Below are 14553 nucleotides of genomic sequence, written 5' to 3' on the forward strand. Positions count from 1 at the left end.
GGCGGCTCCTTGCGGCTCGACACTCTGGTTCGGCTTGTGCTCTGGTCCGGAGGTCACCCGGCCTCGGGCGGCGTCCTGCTCTCGGTCGCGACGGTCCAGGTGACGACGTGCCCGTCGACCAGACGGCTCTCCACGGCCGTCACGGTGTCGCCGGTGACCACCATCAGCCGGTCGCCGTCGACGGCGGTGACCACGAAGTCCCGGGGCCGGCCCCGCAGCCCCGTCCCGGCGGCCTTGGCGGCGGCCTCCTTGGCGGTCCACAGCCGGGCCGCCGCGGCGGCCCGGTCGCCGCCGGGCGGGTCGGCGAGGCGTTCCAGCAGGGCGTGTTCGGTCTCGGTCAGCGCCACGCCCTCGATCGGCCGGGTGTCGTCGGGAACGGCCTCCAGGTCGATGCCCGCGGCCTGCGGCGCGGGACGGGCGATCGCCGCGGCGAGGTCGGCGGTGCGGGAGATCGACACGTTCAGCGGGGTGTCGAACGGCCCGGTGACCTCGGGGCGGCCGGCGGCGTCGTTGCGGACCGTCAGCTCGGCGGGGAACAGCGGGCCGTGCCCCTGCTCCCACAGCCAGTGCCGGACGGCGTCCTTGGCGGCGATCCGACCGAGCAGCCACGGGCCCTGCGCGCGGGCGGTGAGGCGCTCGTACTCGGCGCGTTCGGCGGCGCACAGGTACTGCCGCATCAGCAGGTCCCGGGACGAGACGCCGTCCCAGCGCTTGCGGGCCAGGCACCAGCCGCCCGGCTGCTGTTCGCCGACGCCGGAGACCTCGGGGGTGAACTTCATCCGCCAGAGGGGCTCGTCGGTGAAGAACCGGTGCGTGGTCCAGCCGACGACGTGGCCCCACACCGTCGCGTCGGCGCCGACGAGCTCGATGTCGCAGCGGACGGTGGTGTCGGAGACGGCGCGGTTGCGGACGGTGGTCTCCAGCCGCTCCCCCTCCGACGGCATCGGGCCGTACCAGGTGATGCGCTCGACGCCGATGGGGAAGACGGTCTGGTCCTTGTCGCCGTACACCTGGATCCAGTGGCCGCAGAGCTGACCGGCGCTGTCCATCAGGGCGCCGGGTGTCGGCAGCGCCACCAGCACGGCGCGGAGCCCGTCCCCGGCCAGGGCGCGGATCTCCCGGACGCCCTGGTAGCGGGGGCCGTGGAACATCCACCGCTCGGAGTAGAGGCGCTCGGCGGTGACGGCGGGCGGGCCCTCCCCGGTGAGCGGGGTCGCGTCGGGCTCGGGCGGCGGCGGGTAGCGGTCGGCCATCAGGACGACCCCGTCGGCGTAGCCCTCGATGACGACCTCGACCCGGTCGGCGTCGGTGACGCGGGCGCGGACGGTGGCGGTCGTGGGCGGGTCGGCGGTCACCCAGCGCAGCGCCCGGACGTCCTCGAAGCCGGTGACGACGAGGTCGGGGACCAGCTCGCGGGCGGTCCCGGCCATCACCTCCAGCAGCGTCGTCAGCGGGACCACGGGGAACCGGTCGGAGACGTCCGGCCAGCCGGCGCGCTGCGGGATCAGGCAGTGGTCGGCGACGAACGGCATCGTGTCCAGCGAGAACGTCCGCGTCACGGCGGCCTCGCGGGCGGGGGCGGGCGACGTCGAGGACATGCCGCCGAGGGCCTCCAGGACGGTGCGGGCCCCCGACACGGTGTCGCGGATCAGCGCGTCGAACTCGGCCATCACGGGCGCGTCGGCGGGCAGCGCGGGGGCCGGCGGCTGCGGATGGGGCGCGAGCTCCATGCCGCCGAGCCTGATCAGCGGGGTGCCCAGGTCGAGGCGCAGACCGCCGCCGCCCACCGTGACGGGGGGCTCGGCGGTCGACTCGGCCGGGGTCATGCCGTGGCCGTCGACCCACAGCGCGGCGACCGTGCAGCGCAACTGGGCGAGCCCGTCGCGCGAGGCGACGCCGGCGGCGATCGCCAGGTGCTCGCGGCCCCGCAGCCGGTCGCCCACGAATCCGGTCAGGCTCCCCGGCCCGACCTGCACGAACGCCCGGACACCCGCGTCCTCGTAGAGCCGGTCGATCAGGTCGCTGAACCGCACCGGCTCCAGCAGGTGCCGCAGGACCAGGGCCCGCACCTCGGCGGGCCGCTCGGGGAACGGCGCCGTCGTGGTCGCCGACCACACCGGGACGGCGGGCCGCTCGATGGGCAGGGCGTCGAACGAGGCCCGCGCCGCGTCGAGGTACACCGCCGCCATCGGCGTGTGGAAGCCGGAGCGGAACGGCAGCTCCTGACCCAGCACGCCCTCCGCGCCGAGCCGCTGGAGCACCTCGCGGACGACGCCGGGCACACCGCAGACGACCGACTGGTGGGGGCAGTTGTCGTGGCTGATCGCGATTCCGTCCAGCCCGGCGATGGCCTCGGCCGCCCGGGCCGCCCCGCATCCCAGCGCGCCGTAGATGACGTCGGGGACGCTCAGCGGCCGTTCGTCCAGGGCGGCGAGGAACGCGTCGGCGGCGTCGCGCGGGTACATCCCGGTGACGATCATCGCGGTCCACTCGCCGAGGCTGTGCCCGGCGGCCACGTCCGGCTCGACACCCATCTCCGCCAGGGCCTCGGCCAGCAGCCGGCCGACGGCGATCACGTCGGCGGCGTGGCCGAGGAGGTCGGAGCGGCCGGTCAGCCGAGGCCGGGTCAGCCCGAAGCGCTCGGCGATCCCCTCGACGCGCGGCCGGAACACCGGCTCGAACCCCGGGAACAGGAACGCCGTCCGCCCGCCCGCCGCCAGCAGCGGTTCGGGGGTGAACCAGATGTCGCCGCGTCCCCGCCAGGGGCCGCCGCGCGCCACGACGGTGCGGGCCAGGGCGAGGCGCTCCCGGGTCGGCGCCATGATCGCCAACCGGCAGGGCCCGGCGCCCGTGACCGTGCCGACCCGGGCCAGGAGGGCCTCGTCGGGCTCGGCGAGCAGCGCGGACAGCTCGGCGGGTGTCGCGGCGGCCAGCCTCAGCAGGCCCTCGTCGCGGTCGGGGCGCGTCGGGCGGGCGCGGCGGGTCGACCGGGCGCGCACCGACGCGGGGGCCTCCTCCAGCACCACGTGGGCGTTCGCGCCGCCGAAGCCGAACGCGTTGACGGCGGCGCGGCGGGGGACTCCGGGCTCCGGCTCCCATTCCGCGACCTCCCGTACGGGCCGGAACCTGGTGCCGGTCAGCGCGGGATGCGGCTCCTCGACGTGCAGCGTGGGCGGCAGCACGCCGTCGTGGAGGGCGAGCACCGCCTTGATCAGCCCGGCGACGCCCCCGGCGGGCATGGCGTGCCCGATCATCGACTTCACCGTGCCGAGGCCGACGGGCGGGCCGTCGGTCCCGAACGCGCGACGCAGCGTCTGCAGCTCGACGCCGTCCCCGACGGGGGTGGCGGTGCCGTGCGCCTCGACCAGCCCGAGGGCGTCGGAGGCGCGGGGGTCCAGTCCGGCGTCCCGCCAGGCCCGTTCGACCGCGAGGACCTGCCCCTCGATCAGCGGGTTCATCAGCCCGGCGGCGCGCCCGTCGCTGGAGATGCCCACACCCCGGATGACGGCGTAGACGCGGTCGCCGGCGCGTTCGGCGTCCGCCAGCCGCTTGAGCAGCACGACACCGGTGCCCTCGGCGAGCAGGGTCCCGTCGGCGGTCCGGTCGAAGGGGCGGATCCGTTCGGTGGGGCTGAGCGCGCGGAGCTGGCTGAACAGGCTCCACACGGTGGCGTGGTGGGCGTGGTGGACGGCCCCGGCGAGCATGGCGTCGCACTGGCCGGAGCGCAGCGCCCGCACGGCGTGCTCGACGGCCACGAGCGCGGACGCGCAGGCGGCGTCCACGGTGTAGGCGGGCCCGCGCAGGTCGAAGCGGTTGGCGATGCGGGACGCGGCGAAACTGGGCACCAGCCCGGTGGAGGCGTCCGGCCGGTCGGGGCCGAGCCGCGCGCAGAACGCCTCCCGGATCGTCTCCAACCGTTCGGCGGGCAGGCCCGGCACCAGGTCGGTCAACGCGGCGACGAGCTGGTGCGAGGTGTGCACCCGCTGGTCGAAGCGCGCCAGGCCCGGCGTGATGTAGCCGCCCCGGCCGATGACGACGCCGATCCGGCCCCGGTCGGGCAGCCGTTCCTCCCCGCCCGCGTCGGCGATCGCCTCGGCGGCGGTGCGCAGCGCCAGGAGCTGGTCGGGTTCGATGCCGCCGACGGCGGCGGGCATGATCCCGAACCCGGCGGGGTCGAACGTGGCCAGGTCGTCGACGAACCCGCCGCGCCGGCAGTAGAACCGGCCGCTGCTCGGGGGCCGGTCGTAGGAGGCGGGGTCGTAGTAGACGGCGGGATCCCAGCGTTCCGGGGGCACCTCCGTGATGGCGTCGACACCCGCGCGGATGTTGTGCCAGAGGGCCCGGGCGGTGCCCGCACCCGGGAACACCGCCCCGACACCGACCACGGCGATGGCGGTCTCGGGGCCGGTCACGGCGCCGCCCCGGTGAAGACGACCTGGGGATCGACGCCCCCGGCGATCTCCCGCAGGAGCGCCCGAACGGCGGCGTCGGGGTCGATGAGGGGCAGGCCGCGCCGCGCGTACTCGCGGGCCAGGTCGGGTGTGACCATCCCGCCGCCCGCCCACGGGCCCCAGTCGGCGACCAGGACCCGGCCCCGCAGCCGGGTGCGCCACACGCGGACGAGGGTGTCGCAGGCGTCGTTGGCGGCGGCGTAGTCGGCCTGCCCACGGTTGCCGAGGACGCCGGAGACGCTGCCGAGGACCACGAAGAAGGCCAGGTCGGGCCGGACGGCGGCGGCGAGCGCCCGCGCGCCGTCGACCTTGGTGCGGTAGACGCGGGCGAACGCGTCGGGGTCCTTGTCGCGCACGAGCCGGTCCTCGACCACGCCGGCCCCGTGGACCACGCCGTCGAGCCGCCCGTGCCTGGCGTACACGTCCTCAACGAGCGCGTTCACCGCACGGGCGTCGCGCACGTCGAGGGAGTGGTAGCGGACCGACGCCGCGCCGCCGTCGAGCGCGGCGAGGGTGGCGCGGATCTCCCGTTCCGCGAGGACGCGCCGGACTGCGGCCTCGATCTCGACGGGCTCACGCCCGCCGGCGAGGGCGAGCGCCCGGCGCAGCGCCGTGGCGTCGCGGGCGTCCGCGAGGGCCGGGTCCTCCGGGCCCTGGGGCTCGGGCGTGCGGCCGGCCAGTTCGATGTGGCAGCCGGTGGTGGCCGCGAGGGCGTGGGCGATGCGGGCGGTGATGCCCCGGGCCCCGCCGGTGAGGAGGACGACGCCGTCGGGCCGCAGCGGCAGTCGGGCGTCGGACAGCAGCGCCTCGGGCATCACGTCGAGGGTGTGCCGGGTCTCGCCCTCGTATCCGACGACGACGGGGCCGGCGGCCGGTTCGGCGGCCACCTCGTTCAGCAGGCGCGCCGCGAGGGCGGTCGGGGCGTCGTCGGGGTCCACGTCCACGGCCCGGACGAGCACGTCGGGGTACTCCAAGGCGAGGGTGCGGGCCAGGCCGCGCAGACCCGCCCCGGCGGTGGGGTCGCCGACGCCGTCGTCGGTGTACCGGTGCCCGAACGTGCCGCCCGAGCCGGTCGCGAACAGCAGCCGCGTCGTCCCGCCGAGGAGCGCGTCGCGGACACCCGCGTACAGGTCGGGCAGGACGGGCGAGCAGTCGGGGCGCAGGGCGGCGAGGTGGATCAGCACGTCGGCGTGGGCGTCGGTCTCGGCGGCCGTCGTTGCTTTGGCCCCGCGCCGTTCGAGGAGTGCGCAGAGCGCCGGGGCGATGCCACGGCCGTCGTCCACGATGAGGCAGGACAGCCCGGACAGCACGTCGTCGGGCGGTGTCGGGAGCGCGGGCGCCTTCACGAGGTGGACCACGTGGCGGCGCGGCGGGCCGGGCTCGGCGACGGCGGGCATCGGCTCCGTCGAGGGCCCGTCCGAGGAGGCGCCTTCGGTCGGCGCGTCGCCGCGCCGTTCGTCGAGGTGCCCGTCGAGCCAGGTCACCATCTCGTCGATGGTCTTGATCCTGGCGAGCCGCTCGACCACCGGCTCGTCGACCCGGGCGCCGGGCGCGGTCAGCCCCACCCGGTCGGCCAGGTCGCCGATGATCTCGGTGCGCTTGATGGAGTCGATGGACAGGTCCGCCTCCAGGTCCAGCCCGGAGCCGAGCATCTCCTGCGGGTAGCCGGTCCGGGCGCTGATCACCGCGAGGACCTGGGCGCGGATGCCGCCCTCCGACGCGGTCCGGGGCACCGTGACGGCCGCCCGGACGGGCCGGGGCGCGTCGCCGCTCGGCCGGGGACGCGGTGGCGGCACGCGCGGCGCGGGGCTCTTGGGATGCGGGTCCTGGCGGGGCTGCGGGACGGGTGCGCCCAGGTAGCCGAGCACCACGTCGCGCTGCGCGGCGGCCAGTTCGCGGCTGGTCCGCAGGAACTCCAGGACGGCGGCGTCGCGGTCCTCGGAGATGCCGGGCTCCTCGATCCGCGCGGCCGGGCGCAGCCCGTTGTCCGGGTACCGGCCGTCGGCGGTGCGCACGAGGTGCCCGTTGACGATCCAGCCGGGTCGGTCCGGCGCATCGGCGCTCAGCGGCACCGCGTCCCGGCCGGTGAACAGCGGCAGCGCGTCGACCTCGGCCCCGGCGGCGGCCAGCTCCGCCAGCGCCAGCAGCAGTCCCTGCAGTCCCTGGAGCGCGGCCGGGCCCCGGCCGCGGGCGGAGCCGTCGGCGGAGCGGTCGCAGGCGATGACGGTGTGCGGGCGGTCGCCGAGGATGCGGCCGACGAGCCGGCTGAGCACCCGCCCCGGGCCGGCCTCGACGAACACCCGGGCCCCGGCGGCGTACATGGCCTCGATCTGCTCGGTGAACCGCACCGGCGCGATGACCTGGTCGGCCAGCGTGGCGCCGAGCCGCTCCGCCGTGCCGTCGTAGGGCTCGGCGGTGGCGTTGGACCACACCGGGAACGCGGGCGCGTACAGGCGCAGCCGGGCCAGTTCGACTCCCAGCGTCAGCGCCGCCCCGGTGGCCATGGGGCTGTGGAACGCGCACGCCACCGGGATCCGCTCGGCCGCCAGCCCCCGCGCCGCCAACGCCTCGACCGCGTTCGCCACGGCCTCGGTCGGGCCGGAGACCATCACCTGCCGTGGGGCGTTGTGCCCGGCGACGACGACGTCGGGCAGCGGGTCGATCGCGGCGCGGACCTCCTCCAGGGTTCCGGCGACGGCGGCCATGGTGCCCGGGTCGCCCTGCCCGGCGTCCCGTACGGCGCGCAGGATCGCCTCGGCGCGGGCGGCGCTCAGGTCGACGAGGTCGGTCTCGCCGAAGACCCCGGCGGCGCACAGCGCGACCAGTTCGCCGTAGCTGTGCCCGGCGGCCATGTCGGGCCGGACGCCCAGCTCGGTCAGCAGCCGGTGGACGGCGATGCCGACGATGCCCAGCGCGGGCTGCGCGATGCGGGTGTCGGTGAGCGCGGCGCGCTGCCGTCTGCGGACCTCGTCGGTGAACGCGGCCGGCGGATACATCGCCTCGGCGTACCGGTCGTCCCCGAGGCGCAGCAGCCGCTGCAGGCGCGGGAACGCCACGAACAGGTCGGCGAGCATCCCCGGCCGTTGGCTGCCCTGCCCGGGGAACAGGAAGGCGATCTTCCCGCGCTCGCCCTCCCGGGCGGGGAACACCCCGGCCCCGGCGCGGAACTCCCGGGCCTGCCGGATCTTGGCGGCGAGGTCGGCGGGACCGGTGGCGACGATCGCCACCTGCACGGGCGCCCGGCCCGCCGCGTGCCGCTCCTCGCGTCCGGCGACCGTGCGGGCCAGGTCGCGCAGCCGCACCTCGGGCCCGCGGGTGTCGAGGAGCGCGCCGAGCCGGTCCAGTTCGGCGCGGGCCTCCGCACGGTCCGCGCCGCGGATGAGGAACAGCTCGGCGGGCCACGCGGAGACCCCGGAGACCGGCTCGGGCGCGCCGTCGTACCCGGCCAGCACGGCGTGGAAGTTGGCGCCGCCGAACCCGAACCCGCTGACCCCCGCGTACCGCTCCCCCGGCCCGGCCGCCCACGGCAGCGCCGTACGGGCGAACGCGAACGGGCTGTCGTCGGCGTCCCAGGCGGGGTTGGGGTCGCGCAGGTGCAGGGTGCCGGGCCGGATGCCGGTGTGCAGCGCGTACGCGGCCTTGATCAGCCCGGCCAGCCCGGCGGCGCACTTGGTGTGGCCGATCTGCGACTTCACCGAGCCCAGCACGGCGCGTCCCGGCCGGGCCCCGGCGGCGGTGAACGTCTCCGTCAGCGTGGCCAGCTCCGTGCGGTCGCCGACGACGGTGCCGGTGCCGTGCGCCTCGACCAGGCCCACCTGGGCCGGGGACACCCCCGCCTTGCGGTAGGCGCGTTCGAGGGCGAGGCGCTGGCCCTCCGCGCGCGGGGCGGTCAGGCCGAGGGAACGGCCGTCGCTGGCCCCCGCCACCGACTTGACGACGGCGTAGATCCGGTCGCCGTCGCGTTCGGCGTCCGCCAGCCGCTTGAGGACCACGCAGGCGACACCCTCGCCGAGCGCGATGCCGTCGGCCTTCGCGTCGAACGGCGCGCACCTCCCGGTCGGCGACAGCGCCCGGACCGAGGCGAACAGCAGGTAGTCGTGGACGCTGTTGTGCAGGTCGGCGGCACCGCACAGCACCATGTCGGCGGCGCCGGAGACCAGCTCCTTGCAGGCGGCGTCCAGGGCGGCGAGCGAGGCGGCGCAGGCGGCGTTGACCGTGTAGTTGGCCCCGCCGAGGTCGAGCCGGTTGGCGATCCGCCCGGCGATCACGTTGGCGAGCAGGCCGGGGAAGGAGTCCTCGGTCAGCGTCGGCAACCGCCCGTCGAGGGCGGGCGGGACCTGGCCGTAGTACTGGGGCAGCAGCGCCCGGGTGCCGTACGCGGTGCTCAGGTCGGTGCCCGCCTCCGCCCCGAAGAACACCGCCGTGCGGGAACGGTCGAAGGGCCGCTCGGCGTATCCGGCGTCGGCGAGCGCGCGGGAGGCGACCTCCAGCGCGAGAAGCTGGACGGGGTCGATGCTGCCGAGCGAGTTCGGCGGGATGCCGTGGGCCAGCGCGTCGAAGGGCACGTCCGGCAGGAAGCCGCCCCACTTGGAGGGGGTCTTGCCGGGCGTATGCGCCCCGGGCTCCCAGTAGACGTCGGGGTTCCAGCGGTCGGCGGGCACCTCGGTGACCGCGTCGACGCCTCCGACGACGTTGGCCCAGTACCGGGCGGCGTCGCGGGCCCCGGGGAAGACGCAGTCCATGCCGACGACGGCGATGTCGACGGGCTCGGGGACGGCCTCGCCGGGCGTCTCCAGCCCGAGTTCGTCCGCCCGTTCCGTCAGGAAACGGGTCGCGCCCATGGTGACCTGCTCGTGCAGGGCGGCGACGGTGGTGGCCGACGACCGCAGCCCCGCCACCTGGCCGATCATGAAGAGGCCCTCGCGGCGCTGGTGGTCGCCGTCGACCGGCACCAGGTCGCCGTTCTCGCGGCGCACGCCCCGGCTGGCGATCCGCAGCCGCCCGAGGTTGAGCCGCTCCAGCTTGGCCCAGATCTCCCGGCGGGACGCGCCGGCGGCCGTCAGGTCCTGCCGTGCCTGCTCGAACGCGTCGGTGTACGGGGTGGGGGCGCAGCGGGTGGCGTGGCCCGGGGAGGTCTCCAGCAGGACGGTCCGTTCGCAGTCGACGGCGGCCCGCTGGAATCCCGGCATGATCGCCCCGGCGGCGACGGCCTCCAGGGTGAACAGGTAGGCGGTGCCCATCAGCACGCGGATCCGGACGCCGCGATCGGCCAGCGGACCGGCCAACGCGGCCACCATCGCGGCCGAACGCTCGTCGTGGACGCCCCCGGCGAACGCCACCGCCATGTCCTCGGCCGCGTCCGGGTGCTCGTCGGTGAACTCCAGCAGTCGCGCGACCTGCGCCTCCCACAACGGGAGCGAGGCGCGGGGGCCGACGTGACCGCCGCACTCCGACCCCTCGAAGACGAACCTGCGGGCGCCCTCGGCCAGGAACCGCTCCAGCAGCCCCGGCGACGGGACGTGCAGGAAGGTGGCGATCCCGGCGGCCTCCAGCGGGGCGGCGTGGGCGGGCCGACCGCCCGCGATCAGCGCGTACGGGGGCCGGGCCTCTTGAACGGCGGCGAGCTGGGCGGCGCGCACCTCCGGCGGCGCGAATCCGAGCACGCCGACGCCCCAGGGCCGGTCTCCGAGCCGTTCGGCGGTCTCGGTCAGCAGCGTCCGCGTCTCCTTCCCCGTCATCAACGCCAGCGCGAGGAACGGCACGCCGCCCTCCCGCGCGACGACGGCGGCGAACGCGGGCCGGTCGCTGACCCGGGTCATCGGGCCCTGGAACACCGGATACCCCTCCTGCGAGGGGGCCAGCGGAGCGGTGCGGACGGCGGCGTCGAGGTGCCCGTCGATCCGGTCGCGGACGGCCCGCACGACACCGCCCGCCGTCTTGTAACGGTCGGCGAGGGGGCGGGCGAACGCGCCCTCCTGCCCGATGGGCAGCAGCCCCGTGCACAGGTCGAGGGCGTCCAGCCGCGCCTCGACCTCCCGGGGGTCGGCGGTGTGGAACACGGGCAGGTCGGGGCGGGTGAACACGCGGTGGCCGGCGACGACGCGGGTCTCCCCGCCGTCCATCGCGGCGATCGCGGCGGCCACGTCCGCGGGCAGGTCGCTCTCGCGCACCAGCGCGAGCTGGGCGTCCAGGACCACGCCCTCGGCCCCGCCCGCCACGACCGCCGAGGCGGTGTGGGGTCCGACGCCGCCCGCCGCCCACACCGGGCGGGCCACGGTCGGGTCGCCGAGCAGCCGCTGCAGCAGCACGAACGTGGTCAGCTCCCCGACGCGGCCCCCGGCCTCGCAGCCGCGGGCGATCAGCCCGTCGGCGCCCAGTCTCACGGCCGCGTGCGCCTCGTCCGCGTCGACGACCTCCACCAGCAGACGGCGGCCCGGCATGTAGGGCTGCGCGTGGTGCAGGGCGGGCGCGTCCACCAGCATGGTGCGGGCGGCCTCGGGCAGCTCCTCGGGCCGGACCGGGCAGCCCGCCGGGATCCGCACCGCGAACGGCCCGTCCCACCAGCGGGTCACCAGCTCCAGCGCGGCCAGGGCCGCCTCCCGGTCGTGACCGAGGTCCAGGGCGCCGAGCGCGCCGGCCCGGGCGACCGCGACCGCGAGCCCGGCGACCGGGCGACCGAACGGCGTCACCCCGATGATCCGATCCCGTCCCCGGCCGTCGTGCGCCCCGACCACGTCCGCCGCCATCCACGCCCCCCGACGTCCACTCCAGCGATCACCTCACGGGACAGGCCCGCGACGCTGCGCAAGATTACTGACGGTCGGAATCCGATCACTCCCCGACACACCTCCGTGAGAAGGGTGGCGAGGACATGGAGTCCGCTTTACGGACAGCCGACGGGGGGTTGTCCGATCGGCACCATGTTTCCCGAATGTCTCGCGCATCCGTTCTGTTCGCTATACGGTCATCGCCGATCATTCGGAGGTGTTCGTGCGCGTACTGGTCCTGGCGCTGCTGACCGCGCTGACCGCTCTGGGGCTCGTCTCATCGGGGGCCGTGCTCGCGTCGCCGGCCGCCGCGGAGGCCCCGCAGGGACGCGTGGTCCTGCTGGGGGTGCCCTCCCTGCGCTGGGACGATCTCGGTGAACGCACCACTCCGCACCTCTGGGGACTCGCCCGCGAAGGGGCGGCCGGAGCCCAGTCGGTACGGGCCCTGGGAACGGTCGCCTGTCCCATCGACGGCTGGCTCACCGTGTCCGCGGGCGCCCGGGCCTCCCGGCCCAGCGGCCGCTGCGACGCGCTGCCCCCCGCGCCCGCGCCGTCGGGGCAGGGCGCGGCGGTCGTCGGGTTCGGCTCGTTCCGCGACAGCAACGTGGAGTCCAGGTTCCGCGCCCCGGTCGGCCTGCTGGGCGAGACGGTGCACGCCGCGGGCGGCTGCACCACCGCCGTCGGGCCGGGCGCGACCCTCGCGTTGGCCGACCCGCAGGGCAGGGTCGACGTGTACGCGCCGTCCGCCGCACAGGTCACGGCGTCGACGCTGGCGCGCTGCCAGGTCACGGCGGTGGACGTCGACGACCTGCTGCGCTCGGCGGACCTCCCCGGCGGGAGGGCCGAGGCCGCGCGCCGCGCCGACGCCGCCGTCGGTCGCGTGCTGGCCGCGCTGCCCGCCGGGGCCACCGTGCTGGTGTCGGGCATCTCCGACGGGCCGAGCACGGCCGGGCCGCACCTGCGGGTGGCCCTCGCCACCGGGCCCGGCCTGCCCGCCGGGTCGTACCTCACCTCCGCCTCCACCCGGCGCGAGGGCATCGTGATCACGCCGGACGTGACCGCCACCATGCTCCGCGCGATCGGCGCGAAGATCCCCGCCGATATGATCGGCACCCCGTGGCGCGGGGAGGGCCGGCGGCCGAACGGCACGGCGGGTGTCACCGACCCCGCCAAGCACAACGTGGCGGCGCAGACCTACAAGTCGGTGCTGCCGCGCTTCTTCCTCGGGCTCGTCATCTCGCAGGTGGCGTTCTACATCGTGGCGATGCTGGTCCTGCGCCGCAGGCGGGCCGACGACGGCCGCCGCCGCGTGCTGGTGGCCACCCGGGTCGTCGCGCTGGCCTGCGCGGCCGTCCCCGTGTCGACGTACCTGGTCAACCTGCTGCCGTGGTGGGACGCGGGATCGCCCAGAACGGCGCTGCTCGGCGGGATCGCGGCGTTCGACGCGCTGATCGTGGCGGCGGCGCTGGCCGGGCCGTGGCGGCGCAGCCTGCTCGGGCCGGGGACGGTGGTGGCCGCGGTCACCGCCGCGACCGTCGGGCTCGACCTGGTGACCGGCACGAACCTGCAGCAGTACAGCCTGATGGGGTACTCGCCGCTGGTCGGCGGCCGGTACTACGGGCTGGGCAACATCGCGTTCTCGGTGTTCGCGACCTCGATCCTGCTGACGGGTGCGGGGCTGGCCCAGTGGCTGGTGAACCAGGGCACCGAGCGCGGCGACGACGAGCGCGCCCGGCGGCGGGCCGTCACGGGTGTCGTCACCCTGGGCGTGCTGGCCATGGCCCTGGACGGGCTGCCGCTGTTCGGCGCCGACTTCGGCGGGGTGATCGCGATCGTTCCGGGGCTGGCGGTGGCCGCCCTGATGGTCGCCGGCAAGCGGATCTCCGTGCTCCGGCTGGGCGCGTTCTGCGCGTTCGGCGGGGTGCTGGTGCTGTCCATCGCCTTCCTGGACCATCTGGGCGGCAGCAGCACCCATCTGGGCCGGTTCTTCGGCGAACTGCTGGAGGGTGAGGCCGGGCCGACGGTCGAGCGCAAGTTCAGCGCGATGGTGAAGACCATGCGCAACCCGACGCTGACGCCGATCGCCGCCGCCGCGCTGGTCCTGCTGTTCATGATGCTGCGGCGGCCCGGCCGGATGCGCGCCCCGGCGCTGGAGCAGGTCTACGCGCACGCCCCCTTGCTGCGCGCGGGCCTGATGGGCGCGCTCGCCACGGCGGTGGTCGGCACCCTGGTGAACGACTCGGGCATGGCGGTGCTGGCGCTGGCCCTGGTCGTGGCGGTGCCGTTGGCGCTGGCCGCCGGCGCGCAGGCCCTCCAGCCCAGGGCCGCCGAGCAGACCTGACCCCTCGCTCCGCCCGAGGCGCTCACAGACCTGCGGCGACCTCCCTTCGGTGCGGCCGGATGCCGTGCCGGATGATGCCCTCGTCCAGCCACCGGTCCAGGTGGGCCCAGGTGGTGGCGCGCGCCGCCCGTCCGGTCAGCACGCCCAGATGGTCGCCGGGCGCGATCTCGAACCGGACCTGCGGCGCGGACCGCAACCGCAGCGTCAGCGCCCGGACCGCCTTCGCCGGCGCCGCCCGGTCGCCGCTCCCGGCGATGGCCAGCACCGGGACGGCGACCCGATGCAGGGCCCCCGGCAACCCGATGTCCTGGATGTGGGCCGCGTAGGTCTCGTTGAGGCCGCGGCCGGGATGCACGGCCGACGTGGCGGCGAAATGGTCCACCGCCTCCAGGTGGGCCAGGTGGTCGCGGTCGTCGATGCGGGCGAGCACGGCGGTGGTCCGCAGCAGGCCGCCGGTGAGCGTCGGGAGGACCGCCGTGCGCCGGTCAACGGTGACGGGGGCGATGGCGGCGACCGAGGCGATCGGCAGCCCGGGATCGACGGCGGCCGAAAGCAGCGCCAGGACGCCGCCCAGGCACCAGCCGACGAGTTGGACCGGCTGACCTCCCGCGTCGTCGCTGACGCGGCGGACGGCCGACGGCAGGATCTCCCCGACCCATTCCGCCAATGCCTCGCCCGGGTCGGGCGGCCCGGCGCGTCGGTGGTCCAGCAGATACGTGAGACGGCCCGCGCCGACCACGTGCTCGGCCAGGCTGCCGCCCCGGCGGAGGTCGTAGCAGCGGGCGGGCGCACCGGGCGACGGGACGAACAGCACCGGCGGCCCGGCCGGGACCAGCCCCTCGGGCGGGCGGTAACGGTACACCGGGGAACGGGACGTGCCCTCGATCCGGTCGGCGGGCGTGCGGCGCAGGTCGGCGACCTGGCCGTAGAGGAGTTTGGCGGTGACGTTGGCGGCGGCCGAGCGCAGGCCGGCGGGTGAAAGGATCATCTCCCG

General features: G+C 76.2%; 4 protein-coding genes. 1 reads left to right on the top strand and 3 read right to left on the bottom strand.

All coding sequences use genetic code 11. The features are described 5' to 3' along the window. Positions 1-53: 53 nt before the first annotated feature. Both DFJ69_RS03715 and DFJ69_RS03720 read right to left on the bottom strand, forming a co-directional pair. Positions 54-4412, bottom strand: a complete 4359-nt coding sequence (locus DFJ69_RS03715) for a beta-ketoacyl synthase N-terminal-like domain-containing protein (protein WP_116021183.1) — start codon at positions 4410-4412, stop codon at positions 54-56. Further along, positions 4409-11197, bottom strand: a complete 6789-nt coding sequence (locus tag DFJ69_RS03720) for a type I polyketide synthase (RefSeq protein ID WP_116021184.1) — start codon at positions 11195-11197, stop codon at positions 4409-4411. The genes DFJ69_RS03715 and DFJ69_RS03720 overlap by 4 nt, the downstream gene beginning before the upstream one ends. Positions 11198-11441: 244 nt before the next feature. On the opposite strand from DFJ69_RS03720, the gene DFJ69_RS03725 reads away from it, so the two are divergent. Continuing rightward, positions 11442-13559, top strand: a complete 2118-nt coding sequence (locus DFJ69_RS03725) for a hypothetical protein (protein WP_170177529.1) — start codon at positions 11442-11444, stop codon at positions 13557-13559. 22 nt (positions 13560-13581) lie between these two features. Here the strand turns inward: DFJ69_RS03725 and DFJ69_RS03730 are convergent, their stop codons facing one another. Next, the gene (locus DFJ69_RS03730) at positions 13582-14547 is read right to left on the bottom strand and encodes an alpha/beta hydrolase (RefSeq protein ID WP_116021186.1); all 966 of its coding nucleotides are present in this window, start codon (positions 14545-14547) and stop codon (positions 13582-13584) included. Positions 14548-14553: the final 6 nt, after the last annotated feature.

Source organism: Thermomonospora umbrina (assembly GCF_003386555.1).
Taxonomy (GTDB): Bacteria; Actinomycetota; Actinomycetes; order Streptosporangiales; family Streptosporangiaceae; genus Thermomonospora; species Thermomonospora umbrina.

Excerpts from the sequence above, each read along its gene's own strand:
- DFJ69_RS03720 (WP_116021184.1), bottom strand. The coding sequence starts at position 11,197 with ATGGCGGCGGACGTGGTCGGGGCGCACGACGGCCGGGGACGGGATCGG.
- DFJ69_RS03730 (WP_116021186.1), bottom strand. The coding sequence starts at position 14,547 with ATGATCCTTTCACCCGCCGGCCTGCGCTCGGCCGCCGCCAACGTCACC.